This window comes from Pseudalkalibacillus salsuginis (assembly GCF_021646685.1).
GTDB lineage: Bacteria > Bacillota > Bacilli > Bacillales > Fictibacillaceae > Pseudalkalibacillus > Pseudalkalibacillus salsuginis.
This window is the reverse complement of record NZ_JAKJHW010000005.1, coordinates 195,748-218,818: the sequence shown is the minus strand read 5'-3', so window position 1 is coordinate 218,818 and position 23,071 is coordinate 195,748. Positions and strand designations below refer to the sequence as shown.

The 23,071-nt window shown below is 45.9% G+C and carries 18 protein-coding genes; 2 read left to right on the top strand and 16 right to left on the bottom strand.

What is annotated here, in order from left to right; genetic code table 11:
• Positions 1-503: 503 nt before the first annotated feature.
• The 8 genes from icmF to L1611_RS14305 all read right to left on the bottom strand — a co-directional run bounded on the left by icmF (position 504) and on the right by L1611_RS14305 (position 12,693).
• A complete protein-coding gene (icmF, locus tag L1611_RS14340; protein WP_236314252.1) occupies positions 504-3,764 on the bottom strand; it encodes a fused isobutyryl-CoA mutase/GTPase IcmF in 3,261 nt (1,086 codons plus the stop codon).
• Positions 3,765-3,945: 181 nt separating this feature from the next.
• Positions 3,946-4,587, bottom strand: coding sequence for a TetR/AcrR family transcriptional regulator (locus tag L1611_RS14335; RefSeq protein WP_236314251.1), 642 nt, complete (start codon positions 4,585-4,587; stop codon positions 3,946-3,948).
• 66 nt (positions 4,588-4,653) lie between these two features.
• Positions 4,654-5,583 (bottom strand): methylmalonyl Co-A mutase-associated GTPase MeaB, encoded by a 930-nt coding sequence (gene meaB, locus L1611_RS14330; RefSeq protein ID WP_236314250.1) that lies wholly within the window; start codon positions 5,581-5,583, stop codon positions 4,654-4,656.
• A 28-nt stretch (positions 5,584-5,611) separates the two neighbouring features.
• Positions 5,612-6,754 (bottom strand): acyl-CoA dehydrogenase, encoded by a 1,143-nt coding sequence (locus L1611_RS14325; protein ID WP_236314249.1) that lies wholly within the window; start codon positions 6,752-6,754, stop codon positions 5,612-5,614.
• 381 nt (positions 6,755-7,135) lie between these two features.
• Positions 7,136-8,278, bottom strand: a complete 1,143-nt coding sequence (locus tag L1611_RS14320) for an acyl-CoA dehydrogenase (protein ID WP_236314248.1) — start codon at positions 8,276-8,278, stop codon at positions 7,136-7,138.
• 27 nt (positions 8,279-8,305) lie between these two features.
• Entirely contained in the window at positions 8,306-9,157 is an 852-nt protein-coding gene (locus L1611_RS14315) for a 3-hydroxybutyryl-CoA dehydrogenase (protein ID WP_236314246.1), read from the bottom strand.
• A 19-nt stretch (positions 9,158-9,176) separates the two neighbouring features.
• A complete protein-coding gene (locus L1611_RS14310; protein ID WP_236314243.1) occupies positions 9,177-10,361 on the bottom strand; it encodes an acetyl-CoA C-acetyltransferase in 1,185 nt (394 codons plus the stop codon).
• A gap of 193 nt (positions 10,362-10,554) precedes the next feature.
• Entirely contained in the window at positions 10,555-12,693 is a 2,139-nt protein-coding gene (locus tag L1611_RS14305; RefSeq protein WP_236314242.1) for a (Fe-S)-binding protein, read from the bottom strand.
• 490 nt (positions 12,694-13,183) lie between these two features.
• On the opposite strand from L1611_RS14305, the gene cls reads away from it, so the two are divergent.
• A complete protein-coding gene (gene cls, locus L1611_RS14300; RefSeq protein WP_236314241.1) occupies positions 13,184-14,374 on the top strand; it encodes a cardiolipin synthase in 1,191 nt (396 codons plus the stop codon).
• A gap of 87 nt (positions 14,375-14,461) precedes the next feature.
• Positions 14,462-15,190, top strand: a complete 729-nt coding sequence (locus L1611_RS14295; protein WP_236314240.1) for a ZIP family metal transporter — start codon at positions 14,462-14,464, stop codon at positions 15,188-15,190.
• Position 15,191: 1 nt separating this feature from the next.
• Here L1611_RS14295 and L1611_RS14290 read toward each other — a convergent pair whose 3' ends face one another.
• The 8 genes from L1611_RS14290 to speE form a co-directional block, all read right to left on the bottom strand.
• Positions 15,192-15,662, bottom strand: coding sequence for an RDD family protein (locus L1611_RS14290; protein ID WP_236314238.1), 471 nt, complete (start codon positions 15,660-15,662; stop codon positions 15,192-15,194).
• A gap of 65 nt (positions 15,663-15,727) precedes the next feature.
• Positions 15,728-16,495 (bottom strand): alpha/beta fold hydrolase, encoded by a 768-nt coding sequence (locus L1611_RS14285; protein ID WP_236314237.1) that lies wholly within the window; start codon positions 16,493-16,495, stop codon positions 15,728-15,730.
• 16 nt (positions 16,496-16,511) lie between these two features.
• On the bottom strand, positions 16,512-16,682 hold the full coding sequence (locus L1611_RS14280; RefSeq protein WP_225064882.1) for a XapX domain-containing protein: 171 nt from the start codon (positions 16,680-16,682) through the stop codon (positions 16,512-16,514).
• Positions 16,683-16,781: 99 nt separating this feature from the next.
• Positions 16,782-18,452, bottom strand: coding sequence for an arginine--tRNA ligase (gene argS / locus L1611_RS14275; RefSeq protein WP_236314236.1), 1,671 nt, complete (start codon positions 18,450-18,452; stop codon positions 16,782-16,784).
• A complete protein-coding gene (locus L1611_RS14270; RefSeq protein WP_236314235.1) occupies positions 18,449-18,883 on the bottom strand; it encodes a YwiB family protein in 435 nt (144 codons plus the stop codon). The genes argS and L1611_RS14270 overlap by 4 nt, the downstream gene beginning before the upstream one ends.
• Positions 18,884-18,988: 105 nt before the next feature.
• Positions 18,989-20,797 (bottom strand): PAS domain S-box protein, encoded by a 1,809-nt coding sequence (locus L1611_RS14265; RefSeq protein ID WP_236314234.1) that lies wholly within the window; start codon positions 20,795-20,797, stop codon positions 18,989-18,991.
• Positions 20,798-21,080: 283 nt separating this feature from the next.
• Positions 21,081-21,953 (bottom strand): agmatinase, encoded by an 873-nt coding sequence (speB, locus tag L1611_RS14260; protein WP_236314233.1) that lies wholly within the window; start codon positions 21,951-21,953, stop codon positions 21,081-21,083.
• 9 nt (positions 21,954-21,962) lie between these two features.
• Positions 21,963-22,790: a polyamine aminopropyltransferase gene (gene speE, locus L1611_RS14255; RefSeq protein WP_236314232.1), complete on the bottom strand. Its 828-nt coding sequence runs from the start codon at positions 22,788-22,790 to the stop codon at positions 21,963-21,965.
• Positions 22,791-23,071: the final 281 nt, after the last annotated feature.

Here is a 23,071-nt window from a genome sequence, read left to right as displayed (position 1 = left end):
GTTGGCTGCCGATTGCCAAAATCTGCTCACCAATATCAAACAGCTGACCTAAGTCACAACTAACGTAATCATACCATCCATTATAAACAAATTATCTAAAGATATGCTATAGCTCTGCACATTTTTTTCAAATTAATCTTATGTTGATTTTTACGAGCTTCTTCCTTTCCGCGGGCGGAAGCGATCTGCTTAGTCACGTAGGTCACTGCGAGGTCTCGCCTGGTTCGCTGTTCCTGCAGGTGTGCTTCAAATTTCAGTTGAAAATCAACAAAACAGGTTTGCCATGATTTTCGTGCAGGCCAAATTTCATACTTCTTTCAACATAAAGGTAACTTGGCTCAGTTAGGCCTTGGCGAAGGCTGAGCCTTTAGTTCGTAGACTTTTCTGCTACTCCGGTTAGCTGCATCGCCGAAAAATAATACTTTCTTAACGTATCAAAAAAAACCACCTCGAAAAAGATTCATTCGAGATGGTTCCTTACTGAATACTTTTTCGTAAGTCACTTACATATTTCGTCGGTATTTTCCACCAACTTCGTAAAGTGCCCTTGTAATCTGCCCAAGACTTGCATAACGCACAGTTGTCATAAGCTCTGCAAACAGGTTGCCGCCTGATAGTGCAGACTGCTTCAAACGTTGCAACGCCTCAGTCGTCTTATCCTCATGCTTCTCCTGGAAGGCGCGTAAGTTAGCGATTTGTTGCTCTTTCTCTTCTTTCGTCGCCCGTGCCAATTGAATATTGAATTCTTCTTCTGAAGGAGGATTCGGGTTCAAGTAAGTGTTCACCCCGATGATCGGCAATGAACCGTCGTGCTTCTTCATCTCATAATACATGGATTCTTCCTGGATCTTACCACGCTGGTACTGTGTCTCCATTGCACCGAGTACGCCTCCACGTGAATTGATTCGCTCGAATTCCTGGAGAACCGCTTCTTCGACAAGGTCTGTCAACTCTTCAATGATGAATGAACCTTGGAGGGAGTTTTCATTTTTCGCAAGACCGAGTTCCTTCGTGATGATCATTTGGATCGCCATCGCTCTTCGGACAGATTCCTCTGTGGGCGTCGTTATTGCTTCATCATAAGAATTGGTATGGAGCGAATTACAGTTATCATAAATCGCCATCAAAGCCTGCAATGTAGTACGGATATCGTTGAAGTCGATTTCCTGTGCATGCAAGGAACGACCCGAAGTCTGGATATGATACTTCAGCTTCTGGCTGCGCTCATTCCCTTTATATTTGTTTTTCATGACCGTAGCCCAAATCCTTCTCGCGACACGGCCGATTACTGTGTATTCCGGATCAAGGCCGTTACTGAAGAAGAAGGACAGGTTCGGAGCGAACGTATCGATATCCATCCCCCTGCTCAAATAGTATTCCACATAAGTGAATCCATTTGCGAGTGTAAGAGCAAGCTGGGTGATCGGATTCGCTCCTGCTTCAGCGATATGGTAGCCGGAGATCGAAACGGAATAATAGTTACGGACTTTGTTGTAGATGAAATACTCCTGGATGTCCCCCATCAGACGGAGAGCAAATTCCGTCGAGAAAATACAGGTATTCTGTCCCTGGTCTTCCTTCAGAATGTCCGCCTGAACCGTTCCCCGTACGACCGACAACGTCTTCACTTTGATTTCTTCCGCTTCTCCCCCTGTCGGCTTCCTTCCGTTTTCTTGTTCAAAACGAGCAAGCTGCTGATCGATGGCCGTATTCATGTACATCGCGAGGATGATCGGTGCCGGTCCATTGATTGTCATCGAAACGGATGTCGAAGGTGCAGTAAGGTCAAAGCCCGCATAAAGCTTTTTCATGTCCTCAAGCGTACAAATACTGACGCCGCTTTCCCCGACTTTCCCATAGATGTCCGGCCGGTAATCTGGATCCTCACCGTACAAAGTGACTGAGTCGAATGCGGTACTTAGACGCTTCGCTTCCTCATCCTTGGAAAGATAGTGGAATCTGCGGTTCGTCCGTTCTGGTGTCCCTTCCCCGGCAAATTGGCGCTTCGGATCTTCCCCTTTCCGCTTGAAAGGAAATACGCCGGCTGTGAAAGGGTAACGTCCTGGCACGTTTTCCAGCAATGACCAGCGTACGATTTCGCCCCAGTCTTTATACTTCGGAAGCGCGACCTTAGGGATATCAAGACCAGAAAGGCTTCGTGTCTTCAGCTCGGTCACGATTTCCTTATCACGGATCTTCGTAACGAATTCGTCCTTGCTGTAATGTTCCTTTAATGTATCCCACCCATCCAAAATTTCCTTGGCTTCATGATGGAGTTTCTTTTCGTAGTCTTTTTTTACGTCTGTCAACGTACGGATCGTCACTTCACCGTCTGCATTCGTTTCCTCTACTGCTTCGAGCGCCCCTTCGATCTGAAACATTTTTCGAGCCGCTTCAGACTGCTCTTTCACATACTCATGATAGCCACGGACGGTTTGCACGATCTCATTGAGATAACCGACACGGTCCGGCGGGATGATCATGTTCTGTTTTTCGACCTTCCCTTTTGTATCAAAAGAAGTCTCCCATCCGAGGTTGAACTTCTCATTCAATACGTTCACAAGAGCGATGAACAGGATGTTCGTCCCGAGGTCATTGAATTGGCTTGCGATCGTACCGAAAACAGGCATATCGTCAAGATTTTTATTGAACAGCATCCGACTGCGCTGGTACTGTTTTTTCACATCGCGCAATGCGTCGTCAGAACCTTTACGATCGAATTTATTGATCGCAATCAAGTCCGCATAGTCGATCATATCGATTTTTTCAAGCTGCGAAGGCGCACCAAATTCACTCGTCATCACATACATCGAGACGTCAGAGATTTCCACGATTTCAGCATTCCCCTGTCCGATTCCGCTCGTCTCGACAATGATCAGGTCATATCCGGCAGCTTTTACTACCGAAAGCGCATCAGTGATTGCTTCGGATAATTCCGTTTTCGAACCGCGTGTTGCGAGACTGCGCATATAGACGCGTGGTGAATGGATTGCGTTCATTCGGATCCGGTCTCCGAGAAGAGCGCCGCCAGTTTTTTGTTTCGTCGGGTCCACAGAGAGGATCGCGACCGTTTTATCATCGAATTCATTCAAGTAGCGGCGGACGAGCTCATCCGTCAGTGAACTTTTACCTGCGCCACCTGTTCCTGTGATTCCGAGGACCGGAACTTTGTGTGCCATTTCCTTCATTTGGGTGATCGCTTTTTCTGCCGTAGCAGCCATTTCTTTTTGTGTTTTACCGAAGTTTTCAGCAACTGTGATCAACCGCGCCACCGCTCTTGGATCCCTGGTCGGGAGGTGTTCCATTTCATCGGTCAGGTCAGTGAATGTTGGGAAATCACATTCCCTCACCATCTGGTTGATCATGCCTTGCAAACCGAGTGAGCGTCCATCTTCAGGTGAGAAGATTCTGGCGACGCCGTAATCATGAAGTTCTTTGATTTCCTTCGGGATGATGACCCCTCCACCTCCTCCGTAAACGCGGATATGAGAAGCCCCCTTTTCTTTCAAAAGATCGATCATGTATTTGAAATATTCGACGTGCCCGCCTTGATAAGAGGACATGGCTATGCCTTGGACATCTTCTTGGATGGCAGCTTGCACGACTTCATCAACAGAACGGTTATGTCCTAAATGAATGACTTCAGCTCCGCTGGCCTGGATGATACGTCGCATGATATTGATCGAAGCATCATGGCCATCGAAAAGACTTGCGGCTGTAACAAAACGAACATGGTTCTTCGGTTTGTATACTTCTGTTTCCAATTGGGCTTGCTCCTTTCTATGGTTGTTTTTTCATTAATCAGCCTTTAATGGGACGTGTTTAGATTTATCAACGAATTTTTACGATTTATCGACGAGTCTTGATGGTTTATCAACGAAAACACAAAGTTTTTCGACGAAACGACAACGTTTGCCATTTATCTAACCTCTCAACCCGTCTTCTCTAAACGCTACTCGTCTTACGGTTCATCTCGATCCCATTCAATAAAAGTTCAATCTGGAATTGTGTATACGTTTCCAAACTGTGGCTCTTTTGGAGGGCCCAGCGCCTGAACGTCCACATCTGTCCCTGTATCAGTATGTTATGGGCGAGCAGGTTCACTTCTTCTTCAGATAAAAACAAGTTTCCAGCATCCACCGAGCGCTGGATCAGCCTTTCAAAAATCGCTGTCATCTCAAGTTCTTTTCTCAAAACGTACGGAAGCGCCTCATCGGATAAGGACTTCGCTTCCTGGTACATGACGAGCACCTCATCCTGCATTTCATCCATTACTTTAAAATACGCAACAATCGCTTCCTTGAGCCTGTTTATCCCAGGTTGATCCATGACGATCTCACTTTGCAACCGCGAGCGGACTTCGTCATAAATTGAATCACAGACAAGATATAGGACATCTTCTTTTGACCGGATATACTCGTAAAGGGTTCCGATGCTGAATCCTGCCGCTTTTGCGATTTCCCTTGTTGTCGTCCGGTGGAATCCTTTGTCTTTAAAAAGGCCTACGGCAGCTTTAACCATTTCCTCACGACGTTTTTGTATGAGTTTCTCATCCTTGACTAGTGAAGGTACTTTCTTTTTCCCCAACGTTATCCCTCTCTCATATTATTTCTGCTAAATTTACACATGGCGGGTCATCTAGCGTTCTTTTTATTAAAAATCAAGCTCCGACAATATGTTGGAAGCAACAGTGTAAGGATCGATTTCCCTACGTTCGATTTGTCCTCTCCAATCTCCATCCTGTTGCCGTCGTTCGATCATCTTCATCAATTCATAGTGCACGACCTCAATTACCTCATCTTGTAAAATTCGGGTCTTTTTCCGATCGCCCTCCCCGGTATCTTTAAGGTACTGCAGGTGTTTACGGGCAAAGCCCCAAACATCTTCAATCCCCTTTTTCTGTGTGGAGATCGTCTGTGCGATAGGCGGACGGTAGTCAGCATCATGCTTGACAAGGTCGAGCATCCCTTCGATTTCGGTCATCAATTTCGAAACCCCCGGCAGATCAGCTTTATTGATGATGAAGAGGTCCGCAATCTCCATGATCCCAGCCTTGAACACCTGCACGACGTCTCCGCTGCCAGGGTTCAGGACGACCGCTGTCGTATCAGCCACTTTCATAATATCGAGCTCTGATTGGCCGACACCGACCGTCTCTACGAGAATGACGTCAAAGCCATACGCATCCATCATCCGTACAGTCTCTTTCGTTGTCCGGGCCAGACCCCCTAAACTGCCACGTGTCCCCATGCTGCGGATAAATACACCGGGGTCGGTAAAATGTTCAGCCATCCGTACCCGGTCACCGAGCAATGCTCCTCCACTGAAAGGACTTGTCGGATCGACAGCGACAATCCCGACAGTCAATCCATTCGAGCGCAGGTATTGGATGAAACGATTGACGAGCGAGCTTTTCCCTGCACCTGGAGAACCGGTGATCCCGATGATGTGTGCGCCTTTACCCTCGGCATGCAGGTCTTTTAAAATACTGAGTTTATCCGGATGATCGTTTTCAAGGAAGCTGATCCCCCTCGCGAGCGCCCTCACGTCTTTTTCAATTATCTTTTTTGCGAGGTCATGCATGGTTGGTCCTCCTTGTCCATCACTGCTATCAATCTGGTAAAAGCATTCTCGAAATGACAAGACGTTGGATTTCGTTCGTTCCTTCATAGATTTGAGTGATTTTCGCATCGCGCATGTAACGCTCGACAGGGTAGTCCTTCGTATAGCCATATCCGCCATACACCTGAACTGCTTCTGTCGTCACTTCCATCGCAGTATCTCCTGCAAACAGCTTCGACATGGCCGATTCTTTACCGTATGGAAGTCCTTCGCTTTCTCTCCAGGCCGCTTGATAGGTTAAAAGTCTTGCAGCTTCAACCTTCGTCGCCATGTCTGCTAGTTTAAAACCGATCCCTTGCTGTAATCCGATCGGCTTCCCGAACTGCTGGCGTTCCTTTGCATAGCTTGTAGCAGCATCCAATGCACCCTGAGCGATCCCGACCGCTTGGGCTGCAATTCCATTACGGCCGCCGTCCAATGTCTGCATCGCGATTTTGAACCCTTCTCCTTCTTCACCTAGGCGGTTTTCGACGGGTACACGGCAGTCTTCGAAAATGATTTCCAGCGTCGGGGACGAACGGATACCGAGTTTCTTTTCCTTTTTCCCGAATGAAAATCCATCCGTTCCTTTTTCAACAATGAAGGCAGAAATCCCTTTATGCTTTTTCTCAGCATCCGTGACTGCGAAAACGACATAGATTTCAGCGTCTCCACCGTTTGTGATGAAAATCTTCGAACCGTTCAAGACGTACTCATCTCCATCAAGGCGAGCTGTCGTTTTCATTTTAGCCGCATCAGACCCGGAGCCTGGTTCAGTCAATCCATATGCGCCAAGCTTCTTTCCTTCAGCCATCGGTCGGAGGAATTTCTGCTTTTGCTCTTCAGTACCGAATTTGTATACCGGCCAGCCAGCAAGTGATGTATGTGCGGACAATGTTACCCCTGTAGACGCACAGACGCGTGATAGTTCTTCTACCGCGATGACGTAGCTCAGATAATCCGAACCGATTCCGCCATACTCTTCCGGCCATGGGATTCCCGTAAGGCCGAGCTCAGCCATCTGATCAAAATGTGAACGGTCGAAGCGCTCTTCCTCATCGCGTTCTGCAGCTGTCGGTTCCACTTCATTCTTCGCAAAATCGCGGACCATTTTCCTAAGCATTTCATGTTCTTCTGAAAGTTGAAATTGCATGATTCCCTCTCCCTTTTCCAATTGACTTTCTGGATCAATCTGTTTACTTTCTTAAGTTATTTGTTCACTTCCCAGGAGAATCTGTTCACTTCCCGGGAGAATCTGTTCACTTCCCGGGAGAATCTGTTCACTTCCCGGGAGAATCTGTTCACTTCCCAGATAATCTGTTCACTTCTCGGAATATTCTGTTCACTTCCCGGAATATTCTGTTCACTTCCCGGAATTATTCTGTTCACTGTATTTCAGTAACGATTTACTGCCTAAACACGTCACGGTGCCTGCGGTTACCCGGCGCAAAATTGCTACGAAGACGAGCAAGCCCGAAATCTTGTGACAATGGCAGTAGTAGCGTCGGTAATTCGCAGTAAATGATTCGCTCACCTAGTTGTTCATCAGATGTTTGCTGATCACCAACCGTTGTATCTCACTCGTGCCTTCATAGATTTCGCATACTTTCGCATCCCGGAACAGCCGCTCGACAGGGTATTCTTTCGTATATCCGTACCCACCGTGGACCTGGACTGCTTCGATTGCTGCTTTCGTCGCAATAGTCGATGCGAAGAGCTTGGCCATGGAAGCATCCTTTCCACAAGACTTCCCGAGCGATTTCAGGTTCGCAGCTTTAAAGGTCAAAAGCTTCGCCCCTTCGACCTGAGTTGCCATATCAGCAAGCTTGAATCCGACGCCTTGCTGCATGCCGATCGGCTTTCCGAATTGCTGGCGTTCTTTTGCGTAAGCTGTAGAGTATTCAAGTGCAGCTTCTGCAATTCCCAATGCTTGCGCGGCAATCCCGATACGTCCCACATCCAGATTGGCCATCGCGATTTTAAAGCCCATGCCTTCCTCCCCAAGCCGGTTTTCCGCAGGTACGCGGCAATCTTCAAAAATGAGCTGACTTGTGTTCGAGCCGTTCAGCCCCATTTTCTTCTCTTTTTTTCCGACTTCCAAACCAGATGTATCTTTTTCAACGATGAATGCAGTGATACCGCGGCTACCTTCTCCGGGGTCAGTGGAAGCGAAAACGATATAGACATCCGCTTCACCTGCGTTTGTAATGAAGACCTTCGATCCATTCAAAATATAGTGGTCGCCGTCCCTGACTGCACGCGTCTTCAATCCTCCCGCATCGGACCCAGCGCTCGGTTCCGTCAATCCGAATGCACCGAGATACTCTCCGCCCGCCAGCTTCGGCACATACTTTTTCTTTTGTTCCTCGGTTCCAAAATAGTAGATCGGATTCGTCGCGACAGAAGTGTGCACCGATAAAATGACCCCGACTGTAGCACTCACTCTTGAGAGCTCATTGATTGCGATGATATAGGATGTGAAATCCATACCTGCTCCGCCGTATTCTTCAGGAATCGGTATGCCCATCAAGCCAAGTCCACCCATTTTATCAATGACCGTTCTTGGAAATTCATCCTTCTCATCCATCTCTTCTACGATCGGGCGGATTTCTGCTTCAGCAAAATCACGTACCATCTTCCGCATCATTTCTTGTTCTTCCGTAAAACGAAGATTCATCGTCCTCCTCCTCTCTGGTCTTGACGGCTAATTATACTCAAAAAATCCTTTTCCGGTTTTCTTTCCTAGCCAGCCTGCTTTCACATATTTACGCAGCAATGGACATGGGCGATATTTATCGTCTCCGAATCCTTCATGAAGCGTTTCCATAATATAAAGACACGTATCCAAACCGATGAAGTCAGCAAGGGTTAACGGTCCCATCGGGTGGTTCATGCCAAGCTTCATCACTTCATCAACCGCTTCCGGCTCAGCAACCCCTTCAAACACGGTGTAGATCGCTTCGTTGATCATCGGCATCAGTACGCGGTTCGATACGAATCCAGGGAAGTCTTTTACTTCGACGGGTACTTTGTCGAGTGCTTTTGTCGTTTGTTCAATCGCTTCATATGTTTCATCCGTCGTCGCAAGACCACGGATGATTTCGACAAGCTTCATGACAGGTACTGGATTCATGAAATGCATGCCGATCACTTTTCCTGCGCGGTTGGTTGCTGCTGCGATTTCTGTAATAGGTAAAGATGATGTATTGGTCGCTAAAATTGCATGATTAGGAGTGATTTCATCTAGATGTGAAAAGAGTTTGCTTTTGATATCGATATTTTCCACGACCGCTTCAACGACAAGGTCGACATCTGAAGCATTGTTCAAATCAGTGGAGGGTGTCAATCGGGTTAAAACTGCATCCGCTTCTTCCCTTGTCATCCGCTCTTTTTCGACTTGGCGGTTCATATTCTTCGTTATATAACCCATTCCTTTTTCAACGATTTCTGCTTTAAGATCATGTAAAATGACGTTGAATTCCGCTTGAGCGAAAACCTGGGCGATTCCTGACCCCATCTGGCCTGCTCCGACTACCATTACATTTTTGATTTTCATACGGATCCTCCTCGTTTTATTACTTTTCTACTTCAACCATCACCGCATCACCTTGACCGCCACCGCTACAGATTGCTGCGATACCGATTCCGCCGCCTCGGCGTTTCAATTCGTGGATCAATGTGATGATGATTCTTGCACCGCTTGCTCCGATCGGATGTCCAAGTGCCACTGCGCCGCCATTGACATTCATTTTTTCCTCATCAAGATCTGCAATCTGTGAGCTGACCAGGGCAACTGCGGCAAACGCTTCGTTTACTTCGAACAGGTCGATGTCACTTAGTGATTTACCTGTCTTCTTTAAAAGTTCATTGATGACCACACCTGGCGTTTGCGGGAAATTTTCCGGTTCCAACGCAATTGCCGTGTGACCGAGTATTGTCGCCATCACCTGTTTTCCTTCTTTTTTCGTACGTTCTTCAGACATAAGGACGAGTGCTCCTGCGCCATCATTGACGCCAGGCGCGTTCCCGGCCGTGATCGATCCTTGCGGGTCAAAAACCGGCTTCAGTTTTGAGAGTGCTTCTACTGTCGTATCCTTTCGTGGAGCCTCGTCATGTTCGATCACAATCGGATCACCTTTACGCTGCTTCACTTCTACTGACACGATTTCTTCTGATAATTTTCCTTCTTCAATTGCTGCAGCAGCGCGTTTATGGCTGCGGTATGCCCACTCATCCTGTTTTTCTCTCGTAAGGCTAAATTCATTAGCAGTCGAGTTCCCGTAATTTCCCATATGGACACCTTTAAACGAACAAGTCAGGCCATCCGATACCATCGAATCGACGACCTTTGCGTCACCCATCCGCAAGCCCCAGCGAGCTTTCGGCATCATATATGGAGCATTGCTCATCGATTCCATGCCACCTGCTACGATCACCTCTTCATCACCTGCACGAATGATCTGGTCGGCCAAGGTTACACTTCGCATGCCGGAAGCACATACTTTGTTGATCGTCTCAGTTTGGACTTCCCATGGAATGCCGGCGAAATTGGCCGCTTGTCGGGAAGGGATTTGTCCCTGGCCTGCCTGTAAGACGGATCCCATAATGACTTCATCAACATCTTCTGGTTGGATGCCGGCGCGGACAAGCGCTTCCTTGATCGCTACCCCTCCAAGCTGTGAAGCAGTCAAAGAACTGAGCGCACCTCCGAATTTCCCAAACGGCGTCCGTACTCCACTTACGATTACTGTCTTCCCCATTTTTAACTCCTCCTCTGTGAATTTGAATGGAACTGCTTGATCCTAATCACGAAACAAATTAGAATTATTGCAACGACAATCGAAAAAATCACGACAATCATCTTCGAGCGAACGCTCAATCGGAGCACTGGCATAGAAAGAGATCAGGAGATGTTAGGAGCCCTTTTACATCTCTGATCTGCTTTTATTACTGTCATTGTGCTATACGCTGCGTTTCATCTCCAAGAACAGATTTTTCCAAAATTTCTACGACATCGAGTGTCTGGACGTTATCTTCCACTTCCTTCGCTTTCGTTCCATCACTCAACATTGTCAGGCAGTAAGGACAGCCGCTTCCGATCATGGTCGGATCCACTTCAAGTGCTTGCTCTGTACGAGCGACATTGACTCGGTGGCCAGCGTCCTCTTCCATCCACATCAATCCGCCGCCAGCACCACAACACATGCCGTTTTGACGGTTACGGTTCATTTCGACCACCCTCACACCTGGAATCGCTTTTAAAATGTCACGCGGTGGTTCATAAACTTCATTGTAACGGCCAAGATAGCAAGAATCGTGATACGTGATCGTTTCTTTCACCTCATGTGTCGGGTTCAAGCGTCCTTCCCTGATCCATTCTGCTAAAAGTTCTGTATGGTGATAGACCTCGACACCATCTAATCCGAAATCAGGATATTCATTCTTAAAGGTGTTATAAGCGTGTGGGTCGATCGTGATGATCTTCTTCACATCATGTTTATTGAACAGCTCGATATTTTTCGTCGCGATCTCCTGGAACAAGAACTCGTTGCCGATCCGCCGTGGTGTGTCACCTGAGTTTTTCTCCTTATTACCGAGGATCGCAAACTTGATGCCAGCAGAGTTCATCATGCGAGCGAGTGACAATGCGATCTTTTGGCTACGGTTGTCATATGAGCCCATTGAGCTGACCCAGAAGAGGTACTCGAACTCTTCGCCTGATTTTTCCATTTCTTTTACAGTCGGGATATGGACATCATCATGGCCGTCTCTCCAGTCTTCACGTTCTTTGCGGCTTAGTCCCCAAGGGTTTCCTTGACGTTCGATGTTCTGGATCGCACGCTGGCCATCCGCGTCCATCTTCCCTTCGGTCAATACGAGGTAACGTCTCATGTCGATGATCTTATCGACGTGTTCGTTCATGACTGGACATTGGTCTTCACAGTTACGACATGTCGTACAAGCCCAAATCTCCTCTTCGGTAATGACATCCCCGATCAGATCGATGGTATATTCGAATCCACGGCTGCCTTCCTCTACTGCTGCAGCTGTTTCTTGGCTTCCTTTCCCTTGTGCGGCAATCGCCAGCTGGTTTCCTGTCGTATTGTTGAACGCGAAAGCAGGAACCCAAGGGGTACGTGAAGTGATTGCTGCCCCTTTTTCTGTCAAATGATCCCGTATTTTGATGATCAGATCCATGGGCGAGAGCATTTTTCCTGTACCAGTCGCCGGACAAACATTCGTACAACGTCCGCATTCAACACACGCATACAAGTCGACGAGCTGCTTCTGATTGAATTCCTCTACTTTACCGACACCGAACGTCTCTTGTGATTCATCCTCAAAATCAATGGCCGCCAACCTTCCGACTTTATGTGTACGTCCAAGGAATACATTGATCGGTCCTGCGATCAAGTGGGCATGCTTCGATTGCGGTACGTAGACAAGGAATGTCAACAGGATCAACAAGTGGACCCACCATGCGACATAGAACAAGGCGATCGATCCCGTTTCTCCAACCCATCCAAACAGAAAGGCGATGGCACTTGCAACAGGTGCTGTCCAACTCAGTTCGAGGTCATGCCAGATGATTTCCATGCCATTCCCGAACAGGACGGAAAGCATCAAACCACCGATGAACAAAAGGACTAGTCCAGCTTTAAAGCCTCGTTTCAACCGGACAAGCTTTTCAATATAACGGCGGTAGAATGCCCATATCACGGCAACAAGGATCATCAACGTGACGATTTCTTGGAACAGTGTGAACACTGGGTAAGCAGGACCGAACGGCAAGTGGGATTCTGGTTTCAATCCTTTCCAGATCATGTCGATGGCACCGAACTGCACCATGATGAATCCATAGAACATCATGACATGGATGATGCCGCTCTTCTTATCCTTCAATAATTTCTTTTGGCCGAATACATTCACTAAAATAGATTGAAGCCGCTCTTTCATCGTATGATCAAATTCGGCTTTCTTCCCCAGCTTGATGTACTCATACCGAGTTTTCACGACATAAGCGAACAAGAACACTCCGTAAGCGGTTACAAAAAGAAATGCGAGCCAATTGATGATCAATAATGTATTCATTATTTCTCAGCCCCCTTCAGTTTCTCGTGTGGTAAAAATGCAAATAAGTTTTATCTGGACATCAATTCAGAATGAAACTAATTTTCTGACATCATTATAGCATAAAATTGAATGAATGAGCATTCAGTCAACAATTTTTCCGAAAAAAATCACCGAAAATGAAGAACCTATTCTATTTCACAAAATCCACTCCCTTTCCGCGGCAATCTGCAAGTCCCCTCGCCCACTTGCACAGGATGTCAACACAAAAATGAAATCATTCTTTAGGGGCTTTCCTTATGCTGGCTTCAGGACGTGGTGGTTGTTCGTTGAAGATCCTTAAATCGCTGCAGGATCTCTCCTAGTCTGCTTTTCCCGCGGAAGTGTTGCGGATTTCCCTTCACCAATTCCTATAAAATAGCTTAAGTAAGACTTCGCGTTTTTTTATAGGGAAGCTATCATTTGGGAATAGTAAGCGTACAAATCGTTTGCTACTCGAGGTGTGCTGAACATGTTCATGACTATCGTTATCATCATCTTTTTGATTGTCCTTTGGGCTTCTATCGACTTTTATTTCGGGTGGAAAAAACATTCCAAAGAAGCGAATCAGCTCTACCTCCCTCCTGAACGCGGAAATGCCGAATTCATTTCTGAAGGAATCCCTTTCTTTTCGACCTTGTTTTCTGATTTGAAGGATGCGAAATCATTCATTTACGTACAGTTTTATATCATACGCAACGATCCGTTAGGTCAGGAATTGTTCCAGATATTAAAAAAGAAAGCATCCGAAGGGATTGAAGTATACCTGGCATTCGATGCAATCGGGAGTTTTCAGCTTCCTAAAAAGTCAATCGATAATCTGAAAGCTAGCGGGGTCCGGGTTTTACAGACTGAACCTCCTCGTCCTCCTTACCTATTTTACACGTTCAACCGACGGAACCACCGCAAAATCACAGTTGTCGATGGAAAGGTAGCCTATATCGGGGGATTCAATGTCGGAGAAGAATATATCGGAAAAGACCCGAAATTTGGCCATTGGCGCGACTACCATTTAAGGTTGACAGGGAAAGTAGTCGAACAATTCATCAAATTGGTCAAATGGGATTGGAAGCAATCTACACAGGAAGAACTGAAATTAAAACCGCTTCCGTCTGAGAATCGTGGGGACGATAAATTTGCCCTGTTTGCCACAAATGGTGAACATATGGAGCAGTTCTTTATAAAAAGGATTGAGGAAGCAAAGAAATCCATTTTTATCGGTTCACCTTATTTCATACCTGGCAAAAGACTCGTAAAAGCTTTGAAAAAAGCAAGTCAGAATGGTATCCGGGTAACGATCCTGATTCCGATGAGGTCTGATCATATCCTTGTCAAAGAGGCTGCGATCCCTTATGTTCTTCCCCTCCTTGCAGCAGGGGTCGAAGTATATCGTTACTATCCAGGGTTCTATCATTCCAAAGTATTCATGATTGATCGTGAGTTTTGTGATATCGGCACGGCGAATTTTGACAAACGGAGCTTTTATTTGAATAACGAGGTGAATTGTCTATTCACTTCCACATCTCTCATACAAGAGATTGAAAAAGTCTTGGAGTTCGATCTTCAACAATCAGAGCGGCTGACGCTGCCTGACCTGCGGAACCGATCGATTTTAGAAAGAGGCAAAGGTCTTGTTGCGCTTTCGATTTCCCGCTTCCTTTAACGATTCAGGAGTGATTTTATACCTCGAACTCCGCTAAAAACAATAACCTTTAATAAACAAAGAAGAAAGTAAAAAGGATGAGGAGAAATGTGGCTTGCATTAACCGTAGGGGCAATTGCTGGTTCCTCTGTTTTCCTTGGTGCTTTGATCGGTACCAAATTCAAGCTTCATGAAAAGAATATTGCCATGATCATGGCTTTCGGCGCCGGAACCCTGCTTGGCGCAGCCACATTTGAACTTCTGAGAGAGTCAGTTGAAAGAGGTGGCATCTTCACAACAACGATCGGGTTTTTATTCGGGAGCATCGTGTTCACCAGTTTCAACCTCTATTTATACAAAAAGGGTGGACACAAGCGGAAAAGTTCGGACCGTAACCCACCGGATCATTCTGGATTGGCGATTTTCTTTGGCACTTTGCTTGACGCAATTCCAGAATCGATCATCATCGGGATCAATATTTTACAAGAAGGTAAGATCAGCTGGTTATTTTTGATTGCCGTCTTCATCAGCAACTTTCCGGAAGGACTTTCAAGTACCATCGGATTAAAAAAGAACGGTTACTCACACACGTTGATTCTCAGTATGTGGGCAACCGTATTTGTCTTGACAGGATTAAGTGCTCTTGCCGGCTATTCATTACTTGAGGATGCACAGCCCGAAACCATTTCGATCATCAATGCTTTTGCTGCAGGAGGAATTACTGCGATGATTGTTGATACGATGGTCCCCGAAGCATTCAAGAAAGGAGGACCGCTCGTCGGATTCATCGTATCCCTCGGCCTGCTCCTATCACTCGTCCTGATTCTACTACAATGATTCAAGCGGAAACTTTCGTATTATGGTGTACATATTTTGGAACAGAGTTCTTCACCACGACTGTATTCGCGATGACATCGTGAAGGGTTTTCCGGTCAGGTCGTATCAACATCATTCCGACACTGACAAGAAAGAGAACACCGAATGAAATCAGGTACATGAACGGGACGATCCCATAACGGAGGAACATGCATAAAATACCAGGGTCTGTCCCTTTACGCATTTCAATACGAATCCCAGCCATCCATTTTCCTATGGTATATCCTCCTGTCAACACCGGGATGACCAGCCAGTAAAATGCTTCAACCGCAAGCGTAATCCAGTCTCCCCTCCAATTTCCGAATACAAGGTAACTGACCACACTTAAAGGAGCCGTCACAACCGCAAGATCTACAATCATTGCAAGGGCACGCTGCCAAATGGCGGCGTAAACTTGAACACTGGGACGCCGATGCTTTTTCACTTCGTCCATCCGTTTCTCCTCCTCGACCTAAAGCTTGTAAGACTACTGTATGCGACAGACTGAACAGATATAGATCATAATTGTATTTTCGTACCGATGAATTCATCGACTAATCGATTAAATACATTCCACTTATGGAACGGCACTTCATGGAAGGAATTTGAAACGATTACGATAGATGGCTGTTGTAAACGGTGCTTATATACTTTTTCAAAGATTTTGATGTGCAGGACCCGATCCCCGTAAATGACGAGTGTCGGAACTATGATTTGTGGTAATCGGTCCAAACAGGAATAGGTGTAAGAGGCTTGATAGAAGTCATACCAATTTTTATGATTTGTCTTTCTAACAGTTTTCAACAGGATCGCTTGTTCTTCCTTCTTTTTCCCATGACTTATAACTATGATTTTCGCAAGGAGATCGGGAGCATATTGCAAAATGGCCATACCCGCTAGAAACTCTGCTCCCAGGAGGGGAGACACGTGCGGAAATCCACCACATAAAATAAGACCAAGACACCGCTCAGGATAAGTGATCGCAAAATGCTGGGCAATCGATCCTCCTGCTGAATATCCACAAATGACCGCCTTTTCTACTTGTAATACATCAAGCAATTGGCGCAATTCTTCTGTCAGACTTTCGATCGTGACTTGATCAGAGGTTGGATCACTGAATCCATGGCCACACATATCATAGGTGATGATCCGATAGGTTAAGCTTAAATGAAGTTGATGCATGAAGACACATTTCCCAAGCCCTGGTGGATGAAGGAACACGATTGGGATTCCTTCCCCTCTGTCCTCTACGCTTAACTTTCTGCCAAAAACAGATTGAACAGACATGTCAGATGCCCCTTTCCTATCTTAATAAGAGAGGCATCACCGTGATGACGAATTTATAGCCCAGATAGATTCCGACTATCCCTAGAATCCCTGCAAATGCCGGGGGAGCGGGGATCGGAAGCTTGAATGCGGCAAAGACCAGCCCGACGACGAAACCGCATAAAAGAGATAATATGGCAATTTTCATAAAAGTAACCTCCAGTCGTTCATGCCGATCATATGACTTTAACGAAAGATAATGCTCTCTGCTATTTAGTATGACAGAGAGCATTGTGAAATATGTCATTTACATTTTTTCTGGTGCTGATACACCAATCAATTCTGTACCATTGTTCAGTGTTTGCTGAACAGCTTTCATCAACGCATATCTTGCTTTACTTTGTTCAGAGTTGTCGTCATCAAGGACCCGTTCGGCATTATAAAAGCTATGAAGGGCTGAAGCGAGCTCAAACAAGTAGTTCGTCATCCGAGGAGTTGACAATGTCTGTGCTGCCTCGGCAACAGCTTCTGGAAACTCTCCAAGCTTCTTCAACAAGTCATATTCTTTTTCCGACCGGATCGTCGAGAAATCGACTTGATCCTCGAATGTATATCCTTTTTCTTTCCCCTGGCGAAGCATGCTGCATACACGGGCATGTGCATATTGGATGTAATAGACAGGGTTTTCGTTCGAACGGGATACGGCAAGATCCATATCAAAATCAAGATGGGAATCTGAGCTGCGCATTGCAAAGAAATATCGCATTGCATCAACACCGACTTCATCCATCAATTCGAGTAGAGTGACTGCTTTCCCTGTCCGTTTACTCATCTTCACCTTTTCACCGTTTTGGAAAAGACTGACGAGCTGAATGATCTGCACTTCAAGCTGTTCGCGATCATAGCCGAGCGCCTCCACAGCAGCCTTCATCCGCGGAATGTACCCATGATGGTCCGCACCCCAAATATTGATGACTGTTTCAAACCCACGCTTGAATTTATCAAAGTGATAAGCCATGTCCGGTGTCAAATAAGTATACGTTCCGTCGTTCTTGATCAAGACACGGTCCTTGTCATCCCCATAGTCCGTCGTCCGGAACCAGGTCGCCCCATCCTTTTCATATATGACGCCTTTTTCCTTCAATAAAGCAAGTGTTTCATCGATCTTCCCTGATGTATAAAGGGAGGTTTCAGAATACCATTCATCAAAACGGACTCGGAACTCCGCCAGGTCCTCCTTGATCTTCTCAAGCTGTTTCTTCAGGCCATATTCTCTGAAGTAGCGGATGCGTTCCTCCTGGTTCAGGTGGACAAATTTGTCACCTTCCTTTTCAGCGACCTCTTCTGCAATACGGATGATGTCTTTTCCGAAATATCCATCTTCAGGTATGGATGCCTCGTGACCCAATACCTCCAGGTAGCGTGCTTCAAGGGAGAGGGCTAGATTGTGAATCTGATTTCCAGCATCGTTGATATAATATTCCCGTGATACGTCATAGCCGGCTTTATCCAATATATTGCATAACGTATCCCCTACTGCTGCTCCACGTGCATGGCCAAGATGGAGACTGCCTGTCGGATTGGCCGAAACAAACTCGATCTGCACCTTTTTGTTTTGTCCCGTATCCGTCTGTCCATATTGGTCACCTGCTTTGATGATGGCAGGGATCAGATCGGTCAAATAATGGTTGTCAAAGTAAAAGTTGATGAATCCCGGTCCTGCAATTTCAATCTTTTCAATCGACGCCTTCGATTGGTCGAAGTTCGCGACCATTTCTTCAGCAATCTGGCGCGGCGCCTTTTTTGCAATACGTGCGAGCTGCATGGCCATGTTCGTGGCAAAGTCACCATGGTCCTTATTTTTCGGAATCTCAAGGACGACTTCCGGCAGCTGCTCCTCTGTAGCCAAACCTGCTTTTACAACTGAATCGGCAATTTCCTTTTTCAATTGTTCCTTTACCTGTTCTACAATCGTCATTTTTCTTCCCCTCTCAGCTTTATAAGCATATGATGATAGCCGGCTTCTTCACCCTGGAAAAGCACCTGATAATCCATTGACAAATAACCCGTTTGTACTGTTTCATTCCAATCGAAATCGATCTTATCCGTTTTCGTTGAGATGGGGATCGGACCATAAGGGCTTTCATAGGTCCCTTCCTTCTCGGTCCCAGGGCTGAATCGTTGCCGCATCGAAACGGCTCCCTTGCGGATGATCGTGATTTCATCGGTCAAAATTTTTATCGTCGTATCCACTTTCTCCGTTTCATTGATCACTTCTTCATAGCGAAGGTAGACAGCGTCATTCTTCCTGTATAACGTTCCATTCGATGACAATTTCGTATTCTCGGCTTCACCGGAACCAATGATTTTCGTATGTAAATCCACTTCGACAGGAATGGTAAGATTCACACTGCTCACACCCTTCTCTTCGTTAACTTACCCATTATAATAAAAAAACGCCACCTCTTTCAAGGTTCAGCGCCGAGACGATACTCCGGAAACATTTTCTATATTTCAAGGCAGCGGCAGTAGTACATCCACCGTTGTTCCATCATGTTCACTGCTCGAAAACTGAATCGTCCCCTTATGATCTTTGATGATTTTAAAACTGACCATCAATCCTAAGCCCGTGCCTTTTTCTTTTGTCGTGTAAAAAGGTTCGCCCAGCCTTGACATCTTATCTTTCGGAATGCCTGGTCCCTGGTCTTTGATCTTGATGAGGAGCTTGCCATCCTTCCTTTTCCTTGAAGAAATCATGATTTTCCCTCCATCCGGCATGACTTCGATTGCATTTTTAATCAGATTGATGAAGACTTGCTTCAATTGATTTTCTTCACAGTCGATCAGTTCTGAATCTGCTTCCAAATCCGTGATGAACTGGATATTATGCAGGTTCGCTTGTCCCTCCAGAAGCTTCAACACATGCCGGATGAGGTTTCCGGCTTTCTTCTTCTCAAAACAAATGCTTTGCGGTTTTGCCAGTAAAAGCAATTCGCTGATGATCTGTTCGATGCGATCCAGCTCAGAAAGTACGATTTGATAATACAGCTCCTTATCTTCGAGGCCGTCCTCCATCATCTGTATGAATCCCTTGATCGAGGTCAATGGATTCCGGATTTCATGTGCGATTGCTGCCGCAAGTTCGCCGACGACAGTCAGTTTCTCTGACCTTCTAAGCATTTCCTGCGATTTTTTCTCGTCGGTGATGTCCCGTAGAATCCCATACATGCCTATGATTTCATCATCGACGATCATCGGGAAACCGACGACCCTGACAGTGATAGTTTCGCCATCTTTCCGTGTCATATGCTTTTCGAATTTGACCGTTTTGCCGGTGAAAATCTTCTCGTAATTTGCTACGACTTCCTCTTTCTCATCCGCCAGCAGGAAATCGGTGTATTGCCTTCCAATCTGCTCTTCCTCCGGGAAACCAGTAATGGTGACGATTGCCGGATTGATGCTCGTCAATTCCCCTTTAAGGTTGAGCGAATAGATGCCGTCAGGATTGTGTTGGAATAGGGATCGGTATCTTCGCTCACTATGCAGCAAGGACTTTTTCGTATAATTTTTCTCGGTGACATCCCTGAACACTGCAAGTACGTATGTATTTCCGTTCTCTTTGATCGGAATCGATTTTCCTTCCATTTCTAAAATGGCCCCGTCCGGACGAATGAGTTTTATAGGGAACAATCTAGTGAACCGGTGTCCTTTCATGACTTTTTCAACTCGTTTTCCTGAGTCTTCGCGATAGTCCGGGTGAATGAAATCTACCGTCGATTTCCCGATGATATCGGATTTGTCTTTGATTCCGAGCATCTCAACTGCCACATCGTTCACATACAGGATTTTTTCCGAGTCATGTAAACAAACTGGGTCAGGGGAATGCTCGACAAGCTGTCTGTATCGATATTCAGATTCAAGCAACGCTTGCTGGGCTTTTTGCAAAGCTGAATGATTCTTTGATATCGATACGTCACCTGAATCCTTCATCTCATCCTCATTTTCTATGTAACGGACAAGCAGGTCGGTGCGTCCATCCCTTTTTGGAAAACAGGAAAGTTCAACAATTTCCGCTTGTCTGTCGACACTGGCTAGTACGGTCCTGTACCAGGCTCCTTCTTGATTTTTATCAGTTTTGACTTCCGGAAAGAAGCGGATCAGTTTTTTTCCGATCAATTGCTCGGTTTCTACGCCAATCCAGTCTTTGATCATTTGGTTGGCATATATGATCGAACCATCCTTATTTATTTGTAAAAAGCCATCTGACAATTGATCAATGAAAGCTTGGTTGATTTCCACCAAAGCAGAAGTTGTTCTTTGCACGGTACCTGCTCCTTTATATGGTTGTGCGTACTTGCCATTTGCCCATTTTGACATGAGCGAATTGATCGCCACCTAACTAATTAGACCTTTTTTAAGAATTTCCTTCTCCGAACCTCTATTGTCATAAAACAATAATATTTGTCGAATGATGGATACCCCTGGATCGCACTTCTCCCAGGAGGGTCACGAGCTTCACTAACACTAAATCCAACCAGGTGATATTTTTTCCACTTGAAAAAAACCCTTTCAGAAAGATCGTGTTTCTTTCTAAAAGGGTCTCGACTTATTTCACCCAGCCGAGCAGCATTTCCCGGATGAATTTACTTGCGGCGATCGGGGTTTGTTCAGAATGATCATAAATCGGAGCGACTTCGACAAGGTCTGCGCCGATGACCTTCACATCCGAATTCGCAATCAGCACGATCGCTTCCAAAAGTTCTTTTGAAGTGATGCCTCCCGCTTCCGCTGTTCCTGTCCCTGGGGCGTGTGCAGGATCAAGGACATCAATATCGATCGTCACATATACATTCCGCCCTGAAAGCTTGGGGAGGACTTCTTTCATTGGCTCGACGACATCGAACTTCGCCATGTACATACCTGACTCTTTTGCAAATTGAAATTCCTCTTTCATACCTGAGCGGATGCCGAATGAATAGACGTTTTCCGGTCCGATCAACTCACACGCTTTACGGATCGGTGTTGAGTGGGATAAAGGTTCCCCTTCATATTCTTTCCGGAGATCCGCATGGGCATCGATATGGATGACAGCAAAATCCTCGAACTTTTTATGAAAAGCTTTGAAAATCGGCCATGAAACGAGATGCTCCCCTCCGATCCCGAGTGGAAATTTTCCTGCATCCAAAATTTTCCTGACATACTCCTCGATCATATCGATGCTTCGCTGCGGGTTTCCGAACGGAAGCGGGATATCCCCTGCATCGTAAAATCGAACTTGCTCAAGTTCCCGGTCCATATATGGGCTGTACTCTTCTAACCCGAGTGATACTTCACGAATTTTAGCTGGCCCGAAACGTGACCCCGGGCGGAAGCTGACCGTCCAGTCCATTGGCATACCGTAAATGACCGCTTCACTATCTTCAAAACGAGGGTGGCTTTTTATGAATACATTTCCTGAATAAGCTTCTTCAAATCGCATGATACTCTCCTACTCGACAAGATCCCGGACGAATTTAGGCAAAGCGAAAGCTGCTGTATGCAGTTCTTTCGTATAGTACTTCGTATCGATGTCGTGGAAACGGTCTTCTTCCACTTTCAGCGGGTCATAATTCTTCGATCCGATCGTAAACGTCCACAATCCGCTTGGGTACGTTGGAATGTTTGCTGTGTATAGGCGTGTCACAGGGAAGATCTCGCTTACATCCCTATGCACTTGGGAGATGAGGTCTGCTTTGAACCATGGGTTGTCCGTCTGGGCAACAAATACGCCGTCTTCTTTCAATGCCTTTGATATCCCTTCATAAAAACCCTTTTCAAACAACTTTGCAGCTGGACCGACCGGCTCAGTTGAATCGACCATGATCACATCATATTCGTTTTCACTTTTCGCGATGTGCATGAATCCATCATCCACCTGCACGTCGACACGCGGGTCTTCCAGATCTCCGGCAATCTCAGGCAAGTATTTTTTTGAATACTCGATGACTTTCCCATCAATCTCGACAAGGACCGCTTTTTCAACTGAAGGGTGCTTCAATACTTCTCGAATGACACCACCGTCTCCTCCACCGACGACAAGGACATGCTTTGGATTCGGATGTGTGAAAAGCGGGACGTGAGCGACCATTTCGTGATAGACGAATTCATCCTTTTGTGTCGTCATGACCATGCCATCCAAGACGAGCATGTTGCCGAACTCTTCCGTTTTAATCATATCCAGCCGTTGAAAATCTGTTTGCTCGGTATGTAAGGTCTGTTTGATCTTTGCAGTGATGCCGAACCTTTCCGTTTGTTTTTCCGTGTACCATAATTCCATTTCATTCACCTCATTGATTATTATCCTGAAATCCTATTTGGCATTCTATCATAAGTATTCAACGTGTATCGAATTTACTCTGGCCCACAATTGATACTCTATCACCTATTTGTCCGTTTCCCTCAGTCATTGATTTGAAACTTACAATGGATAATCTGCAAGAAAAGTATACTCGATTACCCCATTTTTGCAAGAGAATTTTATATCCAATTGCAAACAAGAATCGGAACGGCGTCGACCTCGAATGTAAAAGCGGCCAAGTCAACGTTTAGAATCGGTGG

Excerpts from the sequence above, each read along its gene's own strand:
- L1611_RS14325 (WP_236314249.1), bottom strand. The coding sequence starts at position 6,754 with ATGCAATTTCAACTTTCAGAAGAACATGAAATGCTTAGGAAAATGGTC.
- L1611_RS14295 (WP_236314240.1), top strand. The coding sequence starts at position 14,462 with ATGTGGCTTGCATTAACCGTAGGGGCAATTGCTGGTTCCTCTGTTTTC.
- speB (WP_236314233.1), bottom strand. The coding sequence starts at position 21,953 with ATGCGATTTGAAGAAGCTTATTCAGGAAATGTATTCATAAAAAGCCAC.
- L1611_RS14310 (WP_236314243.1), bottom strand. The coding sequence starts at position 10,361 with ATGGGGAAGACAGTAATCGTAAGTGGAGTACGGACGCCGTTTGGGAAA.
- L1611_RS14285 (WP_236314237.1), bottom strand. The coding sequence starts at position 16,495 with ATGTCTGTTCAATCTGTTTTTGGCAGAAAGTTAAGCGTAGAGGACAGA.
- L1611_RS14280 (WP_225064882.1), bottom strand. The coding sequence starts at position 16,682 with ATGAAAATTGCCATATTATCTCTTTTATGCGGTTTCGTCGTCGGGCTG.
- L1611_RS14320 (WP_236314248.1), bottom strand. The coding sequence starts at position 8,278 with ATGAATCTTCGTTTTACGGAAGAACAAGAAATGATGCGGAAGATGGTA.
- L1611_RS14305 (WP_236314242.1), bottom strand. The coding sequence starts at position 12,693 with ATGAATACATTATTGATCATCAATTGGCTCGCATTTCTTTTTGTAACC.
- speE (WP_236314232.1), bottom strand. The coding sequence starts at position 22,790 with ATGGAATTATGGTACACGGAAAAACAAACGGAAAGGTTCGGCATCACT.
- cls (WP_236314241.1), top strand. The coding sequence starts at position 13,184 with ATGTTCATGACTATCGTTATCATCATCTTTTTGATTGTCCTTTGGGCT.
- L1611_RS14290 (WP_236314238.1), bottom strand. The coding sequence starts at position 15,662 with ATGGACGAAGTGAAAAAGCATCGGCGTCCCAGTGTTCAAGTTTACGCC.
- L1611_RS14315 (WP_236314246.1), bottom strand. The coding sequence starts at position 9,157 with ATGAAAATCAAAAATGTAATGGTAGTCGGAGCAGGCCAGATGGGGTCA.
- argS (WP_236314236.1), bottom strand. The coding sequence starts at position 18,452 with ATGACGATTGTAGAACAGGTAAAGGAACAATTGAAAAAGGAAATTGCC.
- meaB (WP_236314250.1), bottom strand. The coding sequence starts at position 5,583 with ATGCATGACCTCGCAAAAAAGATAATTGAAAAAGACGTGAGGGCGCTC.